Annotated in this window: 21 protein-coding genes; 4 read left to right on the top strand and 17 right to left on the bottom strand. The window is 65.8% G+C overall.

Annotated elements, in window-relative coordinates; genetic code table 11:
- Positions 1–69 precede the first annotated feature (69 nt).
- Positions 70–1,272 (top strand): ammonium transporter, encoded by a 1,203-nt coding sequence (locus PA01_17550; GenBank protein KON80203.1) that lies wholly within the window; start codon positions 70–72, stop codon positions 1,270–1,272.
- Positions 1,273–1,549: 277 nt separating this feature from the next.
- Here PA01_17550 and PA01_17555 read toward each other — a convergent pair whose 3' ends face one another.
- The 6 genes from PA01_17555 to PA01_17580 all read right to left on the bottom strand — a co-directional run bounded on the left by PA01_17555 (position 1,550) and on the right by PA01_17580 (position 6,419).
- The gene (locus PA01_17555; protein ID KON80204.1) at positions 1,550–1,975 is read right to left on the bottom strand and encodes a nuclear transport factor 2 family protein; all 426 of its coding nucleotides are present in this window, start codon (positions 1,973–1,975) and stop codon (positions 1,550–1,552) included.
- Between the two features lie 390 nt (positions 1,976–2,365).
- Complete coding sequence (locus PA01_17560; protein KON80424.1) at positions 2,366–2,725, bottom strand: VOC family protein; 360 nt, start codon at positions 2,723–2,725, stop codon at positions 2,366–2,368.
- A 154-nt stretch (positions 2,726–2,879) separates the two neighbouring features.
- The gene (locus PA01_17565; protein ID KON80205.2) at positions 2,880–4,067 is read right to left on the bottom strand and encodes an aminotransferase class I/II-fold pyridoxal phosphate-dependent enzyme; all 1,188 of its coding nucleotides are present in this window, start codon (positions 4,065–4,067) and stop codon (positions 2,880–2,882) included.
- Positions 4,068–4,143: 76 nt separating this feature from the next.
- Complete coding sequence (locus PA01_17570; protein KON80206.2) at positions 4,144–4,683, bottom strand: RcnB family protein; 540 nt, start codon at positions 4,681–4,683, stop codon at positions 4,144–4,146.
- A gap of 87 nt (positions 4,684–4,770) precedes the next feature.
- Positions 4,771–5,778, bottom strand: a complete 1,008-nt coding sequence (locus tag PA01_17575; GenBank protein ID KON80207.1) for a DUF2914 domain-containing protein — start codon at positions 5,776–5,778, stop codon at positions 4,771–4,773.
- A gap of 224 nt (positions 5,779–6,002) precedes the next feature.
- On the bottom strand, positions 6,003–6,419 hold the full coding sequence (locus PA01_17580; protein KON80208.1) for a CBS domain-containing protein: 417 nt from the start codon (positions 6,417–6,419) through the stop codon (positions 6,003–6,005).
- A gap of 188 nt (positions 6,420–6,607) precedes the next feature.
- Here PA01_17580 and PA01_17585 point away from each other — a divergent pair, with 188 nt between their 5' ends.
- A complete protein-coding gene (locus tag PA01_17585; protein KON80209.1) occupies positions 6,608–7,711 on the top strand; it encodes a metal-dependent hydrolase in 1,104 nt (367 codons plus the stop codon).
- 49 nt (positions 7,712–7,760) lie between these two features.
- On the opposite strand, the gene PA01_17590 is transcribed toward PA01_17585, so the two are convergent.
- The 4 genes from PA01_17590 to PA01_17605 form a co-directional block, all read right to left on the bottom strand.
- Complete coding sequence (locus PA01_17590; protein KON80210.1) at positions 7,761–8,816, bottom strand: 2-oxoacid:ferredoxin oxidoreductase subunit beta; 1,056 nt, start codon at positions 8,814–8,816, stop codon at positions 7,761–7,763.
- On the bottom strand, positions 8,813–10,660 hold the full coding sequence (locus PA01_17595; GenBank protein ID KON80211.1) for a 2-oxoacid:acceptor oxidoreductase subunit alpha: 1,848 nt from the start codon (positions 10,658–10,660) through the stop codon (positions 8,813–8,815). The genes PA01_17590 and PA01_17595 overlap by 4 nt, the downstream gene beginning before the upstream one ends.
- Complete coding sequence (locus PA01_17600) at positions 10,657–12,444, bottom strand: FAD-dependent oxidoreductase (GenBank protein KON80212.1); 1,788 nt, start codon at positions 12,442–12,444, stop codon at positions 10,657–10,659. Before PA01_17600 ends, PA01_17595 begins: the two co-directional genes overlap by 4 nt.
- A gap of 252 nt (positions 12,445–12,696) precedes the next feature.
- Positions 12,697–13,287 carry a hemerythrin domain-containing protein gene (locus PA01_17605; protein ID KON80213.1) on the bottom strand — a complete coding sequence of 197 codons (591 nt, stop codon included), beginning with the start codon at positions 13,285–13,287 and terminating at the stop codon, positions 12,697–12,699.
- 221 nt (positions 13,288–13,508) lie between these two features.
- On the opposite strand from PA01_17605, the gene PA01_17610 reads away from it, so the two are divergent.
- Positions 13,509–13,832: a ferredoxin family protein gene (locus tag PA01_17610; protein ID KON80214.1), complete on the top strand. Its 324-nt coding sequence runs from the start codon at positions 13,509–13,511 to the stop codon at positions 13,830–13,832.
- A gap of 189 nt (positions 13,833–14,021) precedes the next feature.
- Here the strand turns inward: PA01_17610 and PA01_17615 are convergent, their stop codons facing one another.
- From PA01_17615 to PA01_17640, 6 genes are read right to left on the bottom strand one after another with little or no spacing between them, the layout of a single operon-like run.
- Complete coding sequence (locus tag PA01_17615) at positions 14,022–14,771, bottom strand: Crp/Fnr family transcriptional regulator (GenBank protein KON80425.2); 750 nt, start codon at positions 14,769–14,771, stop codon at positions 14,022–14,024.
- Positions 14,772–14,804: 33 nt separating this feature from the next.
- Positions 14,805–15,500 (bottom strand): succinate dehydrogenase iron-sulfur subunit, encoded by a 696-nt coding sequence (locus tag PA01_17620; protein KON80215.1) that lies wholly within the window; start codon positions 15,498–15,500, stop codon positions 14,805–14,807.
- Between the two features lie 23 nt (positions 15,501–15,523).
- A complete protein-coding gene (sdhD, locus tag PA01_17625; protein ID KON80216.1) occupies positions 15,524–15,868 on the bottom strand; it encodes a succinate dehydrogenase, hydrophobic membrane anchor protein in 345 nt (114 codons plus the stop codon).
- Positions 15,865–16,251, bottom strand: a complete 387-nt coding sequence (sdhC, locus tag PA01_17630) for a succinate dehydrogenase, cytochrome b556 subunit (GenBank protein ID KON80217.1) — start codon at positions 16,249–16,251, stop codon at positions 15,865–15,867. Before sdhC ends, sdhD begins: the two co-directional genes overlap by 4 nt.
- A gap of 18 nt (positions 16,252–16,269) precedes the next feature.
- Positions 16,270–16,842, bottom strand: coding sequence for a hemerythrin domain-containing protein (locus PA01_17635; GenBank protein ID KON80218.1), 573 nt, complete (start codon positions 16,840–16,842; stop codon positions 16,270–16,272).
- Between the two features lie 8 nt (positions 16,843–16,850).
- Positions 16,851–17,186: a carboxymuconolactone decarboxylase family protein gene (locus PA01_17640; GenBank protein KON80219.1), complete on the bottom strand. Its 336-nt coding sequence runs from the start codon at positions 17,184–17,186 to the stop codon at positions 16,851–16,853.
- 420 nt (positions 17,187–17,606) lie between these two features.
- Between PA01_17640 and PA01_17645 the strand changes: the two genes are divergently transcribed.
- Positions 17,607–18,563 carry an HPP family protein gene (locus PA01_17645; protein KAI5912368.1) on the top strand — a complete coding sequence of 319 codons (957 nt, stop codon included), beginning with the start codon at positions 17,607–17,609 and terminating at the stop codon, positions 18,561–18,563.
- 22 nt (positions 18,564–18,585) lie between these two features.
- Here PA01_17645 and PA01_17650 read toward each other — a convergent pair whose 3' ends face one another.
- Positions 18,586–19,314, bottom strand: a complete 729-nt coding sequence (locus tag PA01_17650) for an amino acid ABC transporter ATP-binding protein (protein KON80220.1) — start codon at positions 19,312–19,314, stop codon at positions 18,586–18,588.
- Positions 19,315–19,317: the final 3 nt, after the last annotated feature.

Raw genomic sequence — 19,317 nt, forward strand, 5'->3', positions numbered from 1 at the left:
GAATGAGCACGTATAATTTTTTTGGTTCGTTTTTTGCTTTACGGACGGATTTGCCTGTGGAGCCCGTTCATGGAGCAGTTCAAGACCTCGGCCGACGTCCTCTTTGTATTGCTCGGCGCCATCATGGTGCTCGCGATGCACGCGGGATTCGCCTTCCTCGAAGTCGGCACGGTGCGCAAGAAAAACCAGGTCAACGCGCTGGTGAAGATCATCAGCGATTTCGCGATGTCCTCGATCGCGTATTTCCTCATCGGTTACTCGATCGCCTACGGCAGCGATTTTTTCGTCGGAGCAGACCGCCTCGTCGCCGGCTCGGGCTATGAGCTGGTCAAGTTCTTCTTCCTGCTCACGTTCGCCGCGGCGATTCCCGCGATCATCTCCGGCGGCATCGCCGAGCGCGCGCGCTTCGGCCCGCAGCTGATCGCGACGTTCGTCATCGTCGGCTTTCTCTACCCGTTCTTCGAAGGCGTCGTCTGGAACGGCAATCTCGGCTTCCAGGACTGGCTCGAAGCCGCGTTCGGCGCGAAGTTCCACGACTTCGCCGGCAGCGTCGTCGTGCATGCGTTCGGCGGCTGGATCGCGCTTCCCGCAGTGCTGCTGCTCGGCGCGCGCCGCGGACGCTACCACAAGGATGGCGCGATCTCGGCGCATCCGCCGTCGAGTATCCCGTTCCTCGCGCTCGGCGCGTGGATCCTCACCGTCGGCTGGTTCGGCTTCAACGTCATGAGCGCGCAGCGGCTCGACGCCGTCAACGGGCTCGTCGCGATCAACTCGCTGATGGCGATGGTCGGCGGCACGCTCGCCGCACTCGCCGCCGGGCGCAACGATCCGGGCTTCGTGCATAACGGCCCGCTCGCGGGACTCGTCGCAGTGTGCGCCGGCTCGGACCTGATGCACCCTGCCGGCGCGCTGGCGGTCGGCGCGGTCGCCGGCGCGCTGTTCGTGTTCCTGTTCACGGTCGCGCAGAACCGCTGGAAGATCGACGACGTGCTCGGCGTGTGGCCGCTGCACGGCCTGTGCGGCGCGTGGGGCGGCGTCGCGGCGGGAATTTTCGGCTCGACGGCGCTCGGCGGCCTCGGCGGCGTCAGCATCGCCGCGCAAGCGATCGGAACGCTCGCCGGCATCGGCGTCGCGCTCGCCGGCGGTACGGTGACCTACGGCGCGATCAAGGCGACGATGGGCCTGCGGCTCGACCCCGAACAGGAATTCGCCGGCGCCGACCTGTCGCTGCACCGCATCTCGGCGACCGCGGAGCGCGAGACGTCGTGGTGAGCGGCGGCGGGCGTCGCAGAAAATAACGTCGGACGGCTAGAATAGGGCAGGTCGGACTCGATCGTGAGCGCGCGTTCATCGCGTTCCCGCGATCGCGAAAACGACGTCATCCGGTGTATCGGCAAGCGACGCAGAGGCGACGAACCGCTATTTCCGAAAAAGCGTCAGCTTTGCGCGACCGATCCGCCTCAGCGTTTGAAATGAGCGGCATGACGCGGCGGACGAAGCCTCGTGGCATGTCCGCTCGACAAGGGGTTAGGCCACGGCGAAGCCATCCTCATGATTCCTGCGGCATGCTGTGCCACCACAGCTCGCAGCGCTTGCAAAGCTCGCCATCGAATTCGGCTTTCAGCAGACCGTCGAGAACCATTCTGGGCAGTGGGTCACCCGGCTTGCGTGCCACGAGATTGGTGCCAGTGGACTTGGCCCAGATTTGAAACAGCTCCTCGGAGGCCACCTGGTACGTCACGTGCCAATGCGCGATGCCCCCTGAAGGGGTTGTGGCCAGCACTTCATACGCGACCTGCACATCCTCTTGCAGCTTGACGCGGCGCCAGTATTCGGCGAGCTGCACGTGGCCGCGCTGGACGGCGAACGGCGTATTGTGGTATTCGCCGTCGGCGGTGAAGAGCGCCGCGAACCTGGATTCATCGCGCTCCTCCCATGCCGCCTTGTAGGCTTTCATGAACTGCTCGATGTTCACGGCGTCTCCTTTCGGGGTTTGACGTGGTGTGGACGTCAATATTGACGGATAAGCTCGCGCCTGCTGCATAAGCGGCTGGCGCGATTTTGGCGGAAACGCCCGTCCCTACGCATGTTTGGTGTCCCCGCAAGCGGGCGTCCAATTGTAAGCGGGAGCTGAAACACCGCAAGGTGTCCGCATCCAACAAGGATTCTGTCACTGGGTTGTCATGCGGATCAAATGATGCGCCAAAGTGACGCTCGACGAACGTCCGTCGAACGGCTCCTGCGGGCCGGGACTTCGCGATCGTCTCATGCTGAGCGCTGCCGATCGTTCCGAAATTAACCCGAGAAGCAGTTCTTTCCATGTATGTCGGTCCGGGTTCGACCCCTACCTGTCATTCCGGTCCATTCACGCTGGAGGAAAGGGTCGCGAAGGCGGCGTCGCCAGTGTGAGCAGATTGCCATCAAGGTCATGCACTTGCGCCAACGTCGAGTAGTCGCCCTCAATGTCGTTCCCGAGCACAATTCCCAGGCCCTGCAGCCTGAGGCGCTCGGCCCCGAGGTCGTCGACGTAAAGGAACATCGCGCCCCTGCCGGCGATTTCGTCGTCTGTTGAAAGCGCTATCCCGACGTGATCGAAGAGTTCCCACTGCAACAGCGTGTCCATCGGCCGGTTATCCGGTCCACGACCGAGCAGCTTCGTATACCAGCTTTCGGCCGCCGAAAGGTCTGCGGTGAGCAATGAGGTGTAGATCTTCTGCAGGTTCACTTTGATCTCTTCCCCGGCAAACACAGTGCAGACGCCCACCCGACCAGCAAGGTTCCCGTGACATCTGGAACGGAAAATCGACACCGCCCGGCGGACTTTGCGCGGACGCCCGGCGGCGCCAGCGTCGTCCGGGCGAAAGCGAAGAACACGCGATTCACGACCGCGTGAATGCCTGGGCGAAATCGGCCTTGAGGTCTTCGAGATGCTCGAGGCCGATCGATAGCCGGACGAAGTTCGGGGCGATGCCGGCCGCTTTCATCTGCTCCTCGTTCATCGTGCCCGACCACATCGCCGCGGTGTGCACGGCCAGCGACTCGACGCCGCCGAGGCTCACGCCGTGGGTCGCGAGTTCGAGCGACGCGACGAAGCGCTCGGTCGCGTCGAATCCGCCCCTGACCGCGAACGCGATCACCGCGCCGTAGCCTTTCATCTGCTTTTTCGCCAGCGCGTGCTGCGGATGGCTCTCGAGGCCGGGGTAGAACACCTGCTCGACTTGCGGCTGCGCTTCAAGCCAGCCGGCAAACGCGAGCGCCGTCGCGTTGATCCGCTCGATGCGCACCGGCAGGGTCCGCAGGCCGCGCAGCAGCAGCCACGCATCCATCGGCGACAGCACCGCGCCGAGCGTGACATGCATGCGCCAGATGCGCTCGGCAAGCGCTTCCGAGCAGCACACGACACCCGCCATCAGGTCGTGATGCCCGCCGAGGTATTTGGTCGCGCTATGCACGACGATGTCGATGCCGAGCTCGTGCGGCTTCTGGTTCAGCGGGGACGCGAAAGTGTTGTCCGCGATGGTGAGGATGCCGCGGCTGCGCCCGAGGGCGGCGACGGCTTCGAGATCGGTCACCACGAGCGTCGGGTTCGCCGGGGTTTCGAACATCATCAGCCGGGTGTTCGGCCGGATCGCGGCTTCGATCGCCGCGAGATCGCTCTGCTCGACGAACGAGACGCTGACGCCGAACTTCGGCAGCACTTCGTCGAACAGCTTCGCGGTGCTCATGTAATGGCGCTGCTGTGCGATCACGTGGTCGCCGGCCGAAACCAGTGCCAGCACCGTCGTGCTGATCGCGCCCATGCCCGAAGCGGTCAGCAGCGCGGATTCGGTGCCTTCGAGCTCGGCCAGGATGGCTTCGACGCGCTGGTGCGTCGGGTTGCCGTAGCGCGTGTAGAAGCCCGGGTGACGCGGCGTGTTCGCGCGCTCGGCGAAGTCGCGGGCGTCGGACGCCCTGAACGTCGCGGTGTAGTAGATCGGCGCGACGATCGCGGCGTCATCGGAGAGATGCGCATCGCCGTGCAGCACGCGCGTCTCGTCGTGCCACCCGGGATGGGGGGAATCCTTCATTCTGGTCGGCCTGTTGGTCATGTCGATCCGGGAGTGTGCGGTTTCTCGGGGCGTTGCGTCGATTGTCGGCCGGCCTTTACATCCGGCCCAGATCCTCGATCGCGTCGACGACCATGCCCGTGCCGATCGCGATCAGCAGGATGTCGGCCGCGACGCGCACGTAGCGGTGGCCGCGCGGCGGCACGCCGAGTTCGACGACGATCGCCGGCGGGAGATCGTAATAGATCACGTCCCGCGGCAGCGGTCTGCCCACCGACCATTTTTTTGCCTGCCCGGGCGGCATGCAGCCGTTGCCTTTCTTCGCCAGACCGGGCGGGCAGGAGCCGGCACGGACCCGCTCGGAATAATATTCACGGATGACGACGCGTTCGCGGTCGCCGAAACGGATGTTCACGCCCGGCCGGTCGCTGTCGCGCTGGCGGGAGACCCGCTCGTCGCCGCGCCGCTCACGGTCGTCATCGCCGCCGCGCCGCTCGGGCTCGCCAGCGCGCTGCGGACGGTCATCGCCGCGCCGCTCGTTCTGCTGGTGCTTGTCCGGCTTGCCGCCGCCTGCCCAATCCGGCTTGTCGGCAAGCGCCGCGCCCGCCGCGAACGTCGCGATCAATGCGACGCCGATCACAAAACCGCTCCTGCGCCTGCTTCCCTGTTGCATTGCCGATCTCCCTGATGGTTTGTTGTGCCCGCGAAAAGCCTCGCGGCCGATTCAGTCCACGACCCGAAACCGCAGCGCGCCGATCATCTGGCCCGCCTCCGTCACTACCCGGACCTGCCAGCGCCCGACCGCATTATCGGGAAAATTCCTTTTATGCGTCCAGGATCGGTAGCCTCTTTCCCGGCCGCCGGTGATGTCGAGCGCGATGCGATCGACTTCGCTTCCGTCGTGCTGCCACACATGGTAGACCCGCTCGTCCAGCCCGCGCGGCGCGCGGATCGCGGTGTAGGCGAAAAGTCCGGTCGAGCGCAGCTGCGCGCTCGTGACCGTCCCGAGGCTCTCGGCCGGCGTGCGCTCGTCGAGGCTCGCGGTGACGGCGACATCGGTGAGCCACAGCGTGGCCGGAGGCACCCACGAGCGCGCCAGCCAGCCGGTCGCGCCCAGCGCGAGCGACAACGCGCCGAGCGCCGCCCACCGTCCCCATCCGTCGAACGGCACGTTGCGCGACAGGCTCGGCAATGACAGCACCACCGCGACGGCGATCGCCAGCTTGTAGCTTTCGGGCGTCGTCAGGTGAAAGAGGATCGGCAGCGCGGTGAGCAGCACGGCGAACAGCGTCAGCGTGTGGTACGCGAGATAGCTCCACCGCCGCGGCGCAAGCCATTTGTAATAGACGGGATCGACGATCGCGACGAGCGCCGCGACGAGCAGCAGCGCGGAAAAGAATGCCTGGCCGCTGTTCCACGCGGTCGTCACGAAAAAGAACGGCAGGACGAAAAACAGGCTCTCCTGGTGGATCATCTGCGTCGCGTAGCGCAGCACCCCCGCCGGCAGTTCATGCCCGAAGCGGCGCGCCAGGCTGCGGCTCAGGACATTCTCGAGCATCAGCCACATCCAGCTCAGCAGCATCAGCAGCGGAATGACGCGGGCAAACTCCTCCTGCCGGTCGACGAGCACGAAGCTGGCGATGCCGGAGACGAATCCGAACAGAGCGAGGATTCTCGGGTAACGCTGAACCAGCCCGACGAGGCGACGAAGACGCTCTTTCCAGATTGACATTAACTTGCGAAGGGGGACTTGCGAAGGGAGGGTCGGGGGACAGGATTTCGCCCGACCTGCGCCGCCATTCGCCGTCGCCCGCCCGCAACGGGAACGGCATGCATCGGCCGACCGTGCGGCTTTTTACCCGCTCCGTCCGCACTTCGCAAGCGCAGCATCCCAAGAGGCAACGTGCGGGCCGGCAATCGGCGCCGCGACCTTCGCCTCCCGGGATGCGCGTTCCTTCAGCAGATCCGCTCCCACAGGCAGGTTTCTTCTTCGAGCCGGTCCAGTTCCAGGCCTTTGAAGTCCCCGCGCGAGACGACGCCGACGATGGTGCCGTCATCGACGATCGGCAGGTGGCGATAGCCGCCGTCGCTCATCATGCGCAGCGCGTCGATCGCCGTGCATTCGCCGGCGATCGTGTCCGGGTCCGGCGTCATCACCATCGAAAGCGGTGTGCCCGGATCACGGCCGTCGGCGATCGCCCTGACCACGTCACGGCCGGTCAGAATGCCGGCGAGCCGCCCTCCTTCGACGACGAGTACCGCCCCGACGCTGCGTTCCCGCATCGCCTCGCAAGCGCTCCGTATCGTATCGGCAGGAGCGAGCGTTACCGGGCTGTGATCCTTCACGATCAGGTCAAGACAACGATTCGTCATGATTCTCTCCGCACTGTCAGAAATTCCTCGAGGTTCACTTCAAATGTAGTCGACAGGGACGGTGAAGACAGCCCGCCGACGGCGAACGCTGACACAGGTCAACCCGATCGATAATCGGCACCACGCCGGAGTGACGACCGGGAGCCGTGCGAAAATGAACCGTCGCATCTCCGCTTTCTCGAATCCGTATGGATACGCTGACCCACGCTCTGTCAGGCGCACTGGCCGGGCGCCTGCTCGCGCCGCGCCCTTCTCCCGGATCGACTCCGGCTGCGACACCCGCTCCGCGGCTATGGCAGGCGGTCGCGGCCGGCGCTGCCGCCGCGGCATTCCCGGATCTCGATTTCGTCCTTGGCTACGTGTCGGACATCGCGTACCTGCGCGGCCACCGCGGAGTCACGCATTCGCTGCTGCTGTTGCCGCTGTGGGGAATGCTGCTCGCGTGGGGGTTCGCCGCCCTCGCCGGCCGTCATCAACCCCTCCGGCCGGGCTGGCGAACGTTTTACAGCATCGCCTGCGCGGCGATCCTGATCCATATCGCCGGCGATCTGATCACCCAGTTCGGCACGATGATTTTCGCGCCGTTGTCGGATCGCCGATTCGGCTTGGGCACGACTTTCATCATCGACCTGGTGCTGACCGGACTGCTCGTTGCCGGCCTCGTCGCGAGCGCAGTCTGGCGCCGCAGCAAAGTGCCCGCCGCAGTCGCGCTGGTGCTCGTCACCGGCTGGGTGGGTGTCGGAGCGGTCGGTCGTAGCGAAGCGATCGAGGCCGCGCGTGCGTATGCGGCCGAGCACGGAATCGAGCCGGTGGTCGTCGATGCGGCGCCCCGCCCGGCCTCGCCGTTCAACTGGACGGCGATCATGTTCGACGGCACGCGCTATCACTACGCCCATCTCAACACCCGGCGCAGCGAAGTGCTCGAAGCGCGGCCCGATGACACCTTCATCCGCCGCCTCTCGGCACCGTACCGGCCGGTGGCGCTGGCGCAATGGGAGACGCGGCCGAAGTTCGGCGGCGGCGACGTCGAAGCGCTGGCGCGGGAAGTGTGGGCGGCCGAGGAGTTCGCGTTCTACCGCTGGTTCGCGATGTTCCCGGTGTTCGACCATGCCGAGATCGCCCCGGTGAACCGCTGTGCCGGCTTTGGCGACCTGCGCTTCGAGATTCCGGGGCGCGGCGACACGCCGTTCCGCTACGGCCTGTGCGGCCGTGCGGCGGGCGGCGATAGGAGCAGCGGCTGGCGCCTGTACGAGCTCGTGACCGGCGGCCGGCGCTGGATCGAGATGAATTAGAAGTTGCGCGGCGGCGCAGCACGCCGAAGAGCATGCTGCGGGCCGGAGCTTATCTGAGCAATGCGTTCAGCGCCTCGAGCGCCTTGCTGCCCGGGCACAGATACGCGTCGCCCAACTGGTTCAGCGGCTTTTCGACCGTGTTCAGGTGGCTGTGCATGTCCTGCGCGCTGCTGTCGACGTACAACAGGCCGGTGACGATCTCGCCCAGCGCCTGGCGTTCCTGCAGGTGGTTCATCGCGCCGATGCGATCCGACGGGTCGTAGTCGACGTCGAGCTTTCTCAGGTGCAGGATCGAGCCGTCGTGCTGCACGATGCGCCGTAGCGACCCCGGCGGATACGAGGTCTCGATCGGGTCGCGCGGCAGGATCACTTCGACGCGGTTGACCGCTTCGTTGTGCTGGCGCACGTAGTCGTAGCTGCGCGTCGAGCCGCTGTGGTTGTTGAACGTCACGCACGGGCTCAACACGTCGATCAGCGCCGGGCCGTTGTGGCGCAGCGCCCCCTTGATCAGCGGCACGAGCTGCTCCTTGTCGCCGGAGAAGCTGCGCGCGACGTAAGTGGCACCCAACTGCAGCGCGAGCGCGGCGAGGTCGATCGGGCTGTCGCTGTTGAGAACACCTTTCTTGCTCTTCGAGCCCTTGTCGGCAGTGGCCGAGAACTGCCCTTTGGTCAGCCCATACACGCCGTTGTTCTCGACGATGTAGGTCATGTTCACGCCGCGCCGCATCGCGTGCGCGAACTGGCCGATGCCGATCGAGGCCGAATCCCCGTCCCCGGACACGCCCAGATACAGCAGGTTGCGGTTCGCGAGCGCCGCGCCGGTGAGCACCGACGGCATGCGCCCGTGCACCGAGTTGAAGCCGTGCGAGTTGCCGAGGAAGTAATCCGGCGTCTTCGACGAGCAGCCGATGCCCGAGAGCTTGGCGACTTTGTGCGGCTCGATGTCGAGGTCGAAGCACGCCTGCACGATCGACGCGCTGATCGAGTCGTGGCCGCAGCCCGCGCACAGCGTCGAGATCGCCCCTTCGTAGTCGCGGCGCGTGTAGCCGAGCGCGTTACGCGGCGCGTCGGCGCTGAGGAGTTTCGGTTTGGCGAGATAGGTCATGAGGCCACCTTGCGGATCGGGCTGATTTTGCGGTCGGACAGGGCATCGGCGATTCGGCCGCTGATGAAGCGCGCGGTGATCGGCGAGCCGTCGTAATGCAGCACGCGCACGAGCTTCTTCGGATCGATCTCGCCTTCGTTGATCAGGAGCGACCGCAGCTGCCCGCTCTCGTTCTGCTCGACGACGAACACCTGCTCGTGATCGGCGATGAACTGCAGGATCTCGTCGCAGAACGGGAAGCCGCACACGCGCAAGGTGTCGACGTGGATGCCGTCGGCTTCGAGCAGCGCGCTCGCTTCGGCCATCGCCGGACTCGTCGAACCGTAGTGGATCGCGCCGAACCGTGTCGGCTGCGAGGCCGCGTGCAGCACCGGCGCCGGCACGAGGTTTTTCGCGGTATCGAATTTCCTGCGCAGCCGCTCCATGTTGTAGACGTAGTCGGCGCCCGACTCGCTGTATTTCGCGTACGCGTTGCGCGTCGTGCCGCGCGTGAAGTACGCGCCTTTGGTCGGATGCGTGCCGGGGATCGTGCGATACGGGATGCCGTCGCCGTCGACGTCGAGGTAGCGGCCGAAGTCCTTGCCCGCTTCGAGCTCTTCGTAGGTCATCAGCTTGCCGCGGTCGTAGCGGCGGCTGTCGTCCCAGTCGAACGGCTTGCACAGCGATTCGTTCATGCCCATGTCGAGGTCGGAGAGCACGAACACCGGCGTTTGCAGGCGGTCGGCGAGATCGAACGCGAGCGCGCCGAACGTGAAGCATTCGTACGGGTTTTCCGGGAACAGCAGCACGTGGCGCGTGTCGCCGTGCGACGCGTACGCGCAGGCGACGAGATCCGACTGCTGCGTCTTCGTCGGCATGCCGGTCGACGGGCTGCCGCGCTGCACGTCGAAGATCACCGCCGGAATCTCGGCGAAATACGCCAGACCGAAGAATTCCTGCATCAGCGAGATGCCGGGGCCGGAGGTCGCGGTGAAAGCGCGCGCGCCGTTCCACGCCGCGCCGATGACCATGCCGATCGACGCGAGCTCGTCTTCGGCCTGCACCGCGGCGTAGCGCGCATGCCCGCTGTCGGGGTCGGTGCGGTACTTGCGGCAGTAGCTCGTGAAGGACTCGATGACCGACGTCGACGGCGTGATCGGGTACCAGCCCGTCACCGTCGCGCCGCCATACACCGCACCGAGCCCGCACGCGCTGTTGCCGTCGATGAAGATACGGTCGCCGACGGCGTCCGCGCGCCTGATCGTCAGGCCGATCGGACACGGCAAATACGCCCGCACATAGTCGTAGCCGAGGCGCAGCGCATGCACGTTGGCCTGGATCAGCGGATCCTTGCCGCGGTAGCGATCGACGATCAGCGCTTCGGCGACGCCGAACTCCATGTCGAGCAGCGCGATCAAGGCGCCCACGTACATGACGTTCTTGAACAGCTGGCGCTGGCGCGGATCGGTGTATTCGCGGTTGCACATCGCCGTCAGCGGCACGCCGAGCACGGTGATGTCGTCGCGGAACTTCGACGCCGGCATCGGTTTCGTCGAGTCGTAGAAGAGATAACCGCCGGCATCGAGGCTCGCGACGTCGCGGTCCCAGGTCTGCGGGTTCATCGCGATCATCATGTCGCAGCCGCCGCGCGCGCCGAGCCAGCCCGCTTCGGACACGCGCACTTCGTACCACGTCGGCAGCCCCTGGATGTTCGACGGGAAGATGTTGCGCGGCGCGACCGGCACGCCCATGCGCATGACCGCGCGCGCGAACAGTTCGTTGGCCGAGGCCGAACCCGAGCCGTTGACGTTCGCGAACTTGATGACGAAGTCGTTGATGCTTGCGATCGATTGTGCGCTTTTCATGACCTGGGCGCCTCCGCTCCGGCTTGTGCTATGTCGATAGTGAATTTCTGCATGTCCCACGCGCCGGTCGGGCAGCGCTCGGCGCACATGCCGCAGTGCAGGCAGACGTTCTCGTCCTTGACCATCACCCGCCCGGTCTTGAGCCCTTCGGCCAGGTACAGCGCCTGCTCGGGGTTCTTCGCCGGCACCTTGAGCCGGGCGCGCAGTTCGTCCTCTTCGCCGTTAGCGGTGAACGTGATGCATTCGGTCGGGCAGATGTCGACACAGGCGTCGCACTCGATGCACAGCTTCGGCGTGAACACTGTCGCGACGTCGCAGTTGAGGCAGCGTTCCGTTTCGCCGCACGCGAGTTGGAGGTCGTAGCCGAGCTCGAATTCGAGCTTGATGTCCTTCAGCGCCTCCTCGAGCGTCTTCACCGGCACCTTGCGCCGCGCCTCCTCGGACACGTGGTTGTCGTAGCTCCACTCGTGGATGCCCATTTTCTGGCTGACGAGATTGACGAGCGGGCCGGGGCGCTTCGTGAGCGGCTCATTGCGGCAGAACAGATCGATCGAGATCGCCGCTTCGTGCCCTTGCGCGACCGCGGTGATGATGTTCTTCGGTCCGAGCGCCGCGTCGCCGCCGAAGAACACGCGCGGCAGCGTCGATTGCAGCGTCCGCTCGTCGAGCACCGGCATGCCCCAGCGGTCGAACTCGACGCCGATGTCGCGCTCGATCCACGTGAAAGCGTTTTCCTGGCCGATCGCGAGCAGCACTTCGTCGCATTCCATATGCACGTCGGGCTCGCCGGTCGGCACCAGCGAACGGCGCCCGTCGGCGTCGTATTCGGCCTGCACTTTCTCGAACAGCACGCCGGTCAGGCGCCCGTTGTCGTGCGTGAACGCCTTCTGCACCAAGTAATTGTGGATCGGGATGCCTTCGTGCAGCGCGTCTTCCTTCTCCCACGGCGACGCTTTCATCTCGTCGAAGCCGCTGCGGACGACGACCTGCACCTCTTCGCCGCCCAAGCGCCGCGCCGAGCGGCAGCAGTCCATCGCGGTGTTGCCGCCGCCGAGCACGATGACGCGCCGGGCAATGCTTGTGACGTGGCCGAACGCGACGTTGGCGAGCCAGTCGATGCCGACGTGGATGTGCGCCGCCGCTTCCTTGCGCCCCGGGAGATCCGCGTCGCGCCCGCGCGGTGCGCCGGTGCCGACGAACACCGCATCCCAGTTGTCGGCGAGCAGTTCACGCAGGCTGCCGATCCACTCGCCCTGGCGCAGCTCGACGTCGAGACCGGCGACATAGCCGCACTCCTCGTCGATGACGCTGTCGGGCAGGCGGAACTTCGGGATCTGGCTACGCATCATGCCGCCGGCCGACTGGCCGCTGTCGAACACGGTCACCTGATAGCCCTGCACCGCCAGATCGCGCGCGACCGTCAGCGACGCGGGGCCGGCACCGATACAGCCGATGCGCTTGCCGTTCTTCACGGTCGGCGCTTTCGGCAGCCGCTCGTGGATGTCTTCCTTGAAGTCGGCCGCGACGCGCTTCAGCCGGCAGATCGCCACCGGCTCCTTGTCGACGCGCCCGCGCCGGCACGCCGGCTCACAGGGGCGGTCACAGACGCGCCCGAGAATGCCGGGGAACACGTTCGAGCGCCAGTTGAGCATGTACGCCGCGGCAAAATCGCCTGCCGCGATCTGGCGAATGTATTCGGGGACGGGGGTATGGGCCGGACAGGCCCACTGGCAGTCGACCACCTTGTGCAGGTAGTCGGGCGCGCTGATGTCGGTCGGTTTCAAGTCTTTTCTTCCTGTCCGAAAGATTGCGGACACCCGCCGGGAGTGCGGGAGTTCCTTCTTCTCGCCGGTCGCCGCGGCCGTGAAGGCGCAGCAGGCGGTCAGACCGCCCCTGCCAGTGATTACTCAGCAGTATAATTCAGAACGCGCACTATGGTGCATGTTGTTATACAAAGACGCTGTTCATTTCGTTCATTTCGTGCCGCGACAGTACGACCTCCGCCCGTCGTCCTGCCGACGGGCGGCGTGGCAGATTCATTCGAGGCAGCACGCTTTCTCGGTGAGCTCGGCGCACCCGCAGCCGGCCTGCGCAGCGATCTGCCGCTGGATGCCGCTGAAACGCGCCTGTACGGCATCGCCGAAGAGCGGATCGGCGCCGAGATGGATTGCCGAATCGACGAGGAACCAGTCCTTCTTTTGCAGCGAAGCGCCGAGCCGCGGGAAGATCTCGCGCTCCTCCTTGTCCATGTGCTCGCGCAGGAACGCGACGTAGCGGCACACGTCGTCGATGATCGTCGCGCGCGACATCATCGCTCCGCCAGCGGCGGCAGCCAGATCCGCCGCCAGCGTCGCGCCGCTTGCCTCGATCTGCCGGTGCTGGCCGGCCAGTTCGTCAACGACGTCGCGCGCCGACGGATCGTGCGCAAGGAGCATGCCGAACGCGACGTCCTCGCGCGGGTGATGGAAGCGGTCGGGGTACTGCGTGAGGTAGTAGACGACGTCCGACATGAGCTCGTAATCCGGCTGCTCGCCGCGGGCGAACAGTTCGGTCCGGCTTTCGAGCAGATCGAGCAGCTTGCGGTAATTCGCGTGCTCGGCTTTCCACTTGTTGATATGTGCGCACATGACAGTCTCCGATGTTCGTTTTCGACATCCCGCCTGCCCTGCTGCCGGGGGCGGGACCACTGCACGATTTCATGCTAAGCACGCATGCGCGCCGCCGAAATGACTTTTGTCATTCAGCCCGGTGCCGCCCTGCCCTACTCTGCGCTTGCGCCGAACTCCGGCATCTTTCGGTCCGCAGCCGGCAAAACGGCCGGCCCGCCCCCAGCGAGAGGAGAAAAATCATGACTTACGTGGTCACCGAAGCGTGCATCAAGTGCAAACACACCGATTGCGTCGACGTCTGCCCGACCGACGCTTTCCGCGAAGGCCCCAATTTCCTCGTCATCGACCCGGAGGAATGCATCGACTGCACGCTGTGTGTCGCCGAATGCCCGGTGGACGCGATCTATGCCGAAGACGACGTGCCGCACGAGCAGCGGCAGTTCGTCGCGCTGAACGAAGAACTGGCGAAGGAATGGAAACCGATCGTCGAAGTCAAGCCCGCGCCGGCGGATGCCGGAACGTGGGCGAAGGTGAAGGACAAGCTCAAGTTCCTGGAACGCTGAGCGGCGCGGCGCGGCGGAGTGCCGCTCTCGAACCGGCAACTGAATACCACCCGTTCGCCCTGGGCTCGTCGAAGGGCGGTCGCTGGGCTTCGACAAGCCTGTCCTGAGCGAGGCCGAAGGGCTCAGCCCGAACGGTCTCTGGTTGCAGCATTGATAGGTGGCGAGGATCCGTCGGGTGTCGAGGATCCGTCAGGTGTCGAGGATCCGCCGCAGCATGTCGGCGCGCGTGATCTCCATCCCGCCGGGCCGGTTCGTCAGCCAGCCGGCTTTCTGCCACCGGCTGAGGATGCGGATGACGGTTTCGGCTCGCGCGCTGACGAGCTGGCTGATTTCCTCGCGCGTCAGATTCACTTCGACTGCGACCGCGTGCGCAACGGCAGGACGGCCGAAGCGCTCGATCAGGTAGATCATCAATGCCGCGAGGCGCCGCGGCACCGAGCCCGCGCTGACGATGTCGATCTTCGCGCGCAGCGCGGCCGTATGCTGGAGCAGCGCCCGGTTGACGGCGAGGCCGACGGTCACCGAAGTCTCGAGCGCTTCCTGCAGCGCGTCGGCGCGGATCGACACGACCTCGACCGCGCCGCCGATCGCGATCGCATCGGCGGGAAACAGGCCGTGTTCGAGCACCGCGGCGAGCCCGACCGCCTCGCCGGTGCGGAACAGGCCGACGACGACGCCGTCCCCGGTCGGCGTCGTCTGCCGGATCTGGACGATTCCCACCTCGATGACGACGAAATGCGCCGCGCGCTCGCCGGTGCGCCACAGCGGTTCGCCCGACGCGAGGCGACGATGGCGCGCGCCGCGGGCCAGGCGGGCGAGATCGCCGGGCTCCAGCGTCGAGAACAGCTCCAGCGCCGCCATCCGGTCCGCCACGGTGCGGGTCTCTGCCGGCACGGCCGCCGGCTGCGGCGTGGCAAGGGGCGGTGCGTGACTCATCATGTTCCTGCGAAATCGCGACGAACGGGCGTCGGTTCAGGACGATTCGCGCACCAGCGCGAGCCGGATGCGCTCGATCGCGTGCGACGGGCTGAGGCCTTTCGGGCAGACCTCGGTGCAATTCATGATCGTGCGGCAGCGGTACAGGCGATACACGTCATCCAGATAGGCCAGCCGCTCGGCGGTCGCGGTGTCGCGGCTGTCGGAGATGAAGCGGTAAGCCTGCAGCAGCCCTGCGGGGCCGATGAACTTGTCCGGGTTCCACCAGTACGACGGGCAGAACGCGCTGCAGCAGGCGCACAGGATGCATTCGTAGAGGCCGTTGAGGCGGTCGCGCTCTTCGGGCGTCTGCAGGCGCTCGCGCTCGGGCGTCAGTTCGTCGTTGATCAGGTAGGGCTTGATCGCGTGGTAGTGCGCGAAGAACTGCGTCATGTCGACGATCAGGTCGCGAATCACCGGAAAACCGGGCAGCGGACGCAGCACCACCGGTTCCTTCAGTCCGGCCAGCGCCGTCAGGCACGCCAGGCCGTTGCGCCCGTTGATGTTCATCGCGTCCGAACCGCACACGCCTTCACGGCACGAACGCCGGAACGACAGGCTGTCGTCGATCGTCTTGAGCCGCATCAGCGCGTCGAGCAGCTTCTTGTCGCCCGCCTCCGGCGTGACGTCGTAGTCCTGCATGCGCGGCTTCGCGTCGGCGTCGGGGTTGAAGCGGTAGATGCTGATTCGCATGTCTTCCTCCTCGCCGCCGACGCTCAGCCGGCGGTGATGAAATGCGCGGCCATCGTCAGCGCGACGCGGATCACGATCGCGATCAGGACGAGTGCGATCAGCCCCAGCAACGGCAGACGCACGGCAGGCGAGTGAATGTAGTCGAGCACGATGTCGCGGATGCCGATCCAGCCGTGCAGGGCCAGCGCCGCGAACAGCACGACGATCAGCACCGCGCCGTGCGGACTCGTCGCCAGCTCGTGCCAGCGTTCATAGCTGAGCGGCGGACCGACCAGCAGCAGCGCCGCAGCCGCTGCGAGAAAGATCAGCAGCACGACTGCCGTCGCGCGCTGCAGCATCCACGCCCTTTGCCCGACGAACAGCCTCATGACAGCCCCCTCGCGCCGGCGGCGAGCGCGATCACGACCGCCGCGACGATCGCGGCCCACGCGCTGGTCCGCGCCTGGGCGAGACGGCTGCCGATGCCGACATCCATCAGCAGGTGGCGCAGCCCCGCGAGCACGTGATGCGACGCGGCCCACACGACGACGACGACGAGCAACGCGCGTCCGGGCGCCGACACCAGATCGCGCAGCGCTTCGAAGTCGGCTTCGCTGCGCAGCGACCGGTCGAGCGCGAGCGCGAGAAGCGGCAGCGTGATGAGCAGCAGCACGCCCGAGATGCGGTGCCCGATCGACACGATCGCGCCGATCGGAAAACGGATCTGCGACAGGTTCAGGAACTTCGGGGCGCTTCCGGGCGGTGCTCGCATGTTCGCCTCCACTGGTCGCTAGGTGGACTCGTCCTCGCACCCGCAGTTCGCCTCGGCGGCAATGACGCGGTGGAGCTGGACGAAACGGTCCTCTGCAGGGGCGGGGAACAACGGATCCTGGGTGCGCTTCGACGCACCGTCGACCACCCGCCAGTCGTCATCGTCCAGAAAACGGACAGCTGTCGGAAACAGCACCAGTTCCTCGACCGCCATGTTGTGGCGCAGGCGCTCCGCGTAAAGCCGGACGTTCGCGCCGACCAGCTCCCACGACATCGTTTCCCCGCGCGCAGCGGACTCCAGGTCACGCATCAGGTCCGCACCCTGTCGTGCGAGCGTCGCGTGCTGCGCTTCGATCTCGTCGCCGAAACCCGGCGGCAACGCGTCCTTTTCCCGCAGCCGCTCGACGATGCGGTCTTCGAGCGGGTGATGGGACACATCCGGAAAGTTGGTCAGGTAATAGAGGGCATCGACCAGCAGTTCGAGGTCGGCCGTCCCCGGCTCGACTCCCGCAGCCGGCCGGCTTACGAGCAGTCGCACGAGCGCTTCGAGGTTCGCATGTTCGGCCTGCAGCCGGCCGATCGCGTTCGGCATGACGCCCCTCAGCCCTGTGACTGCTTCATCGTTTCGATCGCGAGCAGCGAGTGTGCATAGGCAGCACCGGCACGCATTTCCGCGGCCACCCAGATCGCCTCCATGATCTCTTCCTCGGTCGCGCCGCTCTTGAGTGCCTCCGAGGTGTGGCCATGGATGCAGTATGGACACTGGGTGACATGCGCGACCGCGACCGCGATCAGCTCCTTCGTCTTCTTCGGCAGGGCGCCGTCGGCAAAAACGGCGTTGCTGAACGCCTTGAACGCAGCAAGAGGGCCGGGCGCGAGTTCCTTGCGCTTGCGCGCGGCTTCGATATTCCACTGCGGGTACAAAGACTGGTCCATCGTCGAGTCCTCCATCCGTTGCCCTTGGAAATGCGGCGCAAATGCGCACGGTTACACGGAATAGTAGGCGCTGGTTTTAAAGAGTCAACAAACATGCATCTTTAGCCGCTCTTCCCTATAATGAATGCCGCACCAGTCACTCAAGGTGGGCAGGTGCTCCCGGGCAGGTCGCACGAAGCCGCGCCAGCCGGCCGAAAAACAGCCCGGAACGGGCGGAAACAAAAGGGGACACATCTTGACTTTCGGTTTCAAGCAGCTGGGCCGGCTGCGCTCATGGCTGCGCGCCTTCATTCCCGACGCGCATCACGTCAGCAGGCGCGAGAGGATCTTCGGCTGCATCGGTGCCCTCCTCGGCCTGATATGCACCGAGTGGATCAGCCGACAGGTGCTCGGCGAGACGAACCCGTGGTTCATCGCCCGATGGGGGCCTCGGCAGTGCTGCTGTTCGCGATGCCGTCGAGTCCGCTCGCGCAGCCGTGGTCGGTGCTCGGCGGAAACGTGATCTCGGCACTCGTCGGCATCACCTGCGCCCAATTGATCGGGACTTCCGGGCTCGGCGCGGCAGTCGCCGTCGGACTGGCGCTGGTCATCATGCTCCAGTTGCGCTGCCTGCACCCGCCCGGCGGCGCGGTCGCGCTGACCGCGGTGCTCGGCGGCCCGTCGGTCGCGGACCTGGGCTACCAGTTCGCGTTCTGGCCGGTCGCAGTGGATTCGTTGTGCCTCGTGCTGTTCGCCCTCGCGTTCAACATCGCCCTCGGACGCCGCTACCCGCATCGCTCGCAGGAGCAGGCAAACCCTCACCTCACGGCAGACCCGCTGCCGAGCGCCCGGGTCGGCGTCACCCTTGGGGACTTGAACGAAGCCCTCGAGGCGCGCGGCGAACTGCTCGATATCAGCAGCAAGGATCTCGGCGAAATCCTCGCTGCCGCCGAAGCACGGGCTTTTCGCCGCCGCTTCGGCGAAGTCCGCTGCGGCGACATCATGTCCGAAGACGTCGTCACCGTCGGGACGCAGGCATCGATCGGCGAAACCTGGGCGCTGCTCGCGAGGCACAAGATCAAGGCGATCCCGGTCGTCGCGGGCGAGCGGCGGCTCTTGGTCGGCATCGTCTCGCTGCACGATTTCTTCATTCGCCGCGACCTGGTCGGCACGATGTTCATCGGCGAACTGATGTCGCGCGACGTCGTCACGGCCCGCGCGGACCAGCCGATCCTCGAACTGACCAAGCTCTTTTCCGACGGCGGCCTGCATCACGTACCGGTGGTCGATGAGCACCGCAACGTCGTCGGCGTGTTGACGCAGTCCGACCTCGTCGCCGCCCTCGTCCGAACACGCCTCGACGAGCCCGAGCAGACCGATCTGGCGATGGCCGCCTGAACCGCGCCCTGCCCGGGAACGGTCAGTGGTGCAGGATCTTCGCGAGGAAAGTCTGCGCGCGCTCGGATCGCGGCTGGCCGAAGAACTCCTCCTTGGCCGCGTCCTCGACGATCGCGCCGCGATCCATGAAGATCACGCGGTGCGCGACCTTGCGCGCGAAGCCCATCTCGTGCGTCACGCACATCATCGTCATGCCTTCGTGCGCGAGCTGGACCATCACGTCGAGCACTTCGTTGATCATCTCCGGGTCGAGCGCCGACGTCGGCTCGTCGAACAGCATGCAGATCGGGTCCATCGCGAGCGCCCGCGCGATCGCGACGCGCTGCTGCTGACCGCCCGAGAGCTGACCGGGATACTTCGCCGCCTGCGCCTTCAGGCCGACGCGGTCGAGCAGCTTCAGCCCCTTGTCGAGAGCCTCGTCACGACTGCGGCCGAGCACCTTGATCTGCGCGATCGTCAGGTTGTCGGTGATCGTCATGTGCGGGAACAGCTCGAAGTTCTGGAACACCATACCGACCTGCGCGCGCAGCTTCGGCAGATTCGTCTTCGGGTCCTCGACGGCGACGCCATTGACGACGATGCTGCCTTTCTGGAACGGTTCGAGCGCATTCACGCACTTGATCAGCGTCGATTTGCCCGAGCCCGACGGACCGCACACGACGACCACTTCGCTCTTGTTCACGTTCGTCGTGCAGTCGGTCAGCACCTGGAAGCTGCCATACCATTTTGAAACGTTCTTGATCTCGATCACGGT

The sequence above is a fragment of the Azoarcus sp. PA01 genome (assembly GCA_001274695.2).
Classification (GTDB): domain Bacteria; phylum Pseudomonadota; class Gammaproteobacteria; order Burkholderiales; family Rhodocyclaceae; genus Aromatoleum.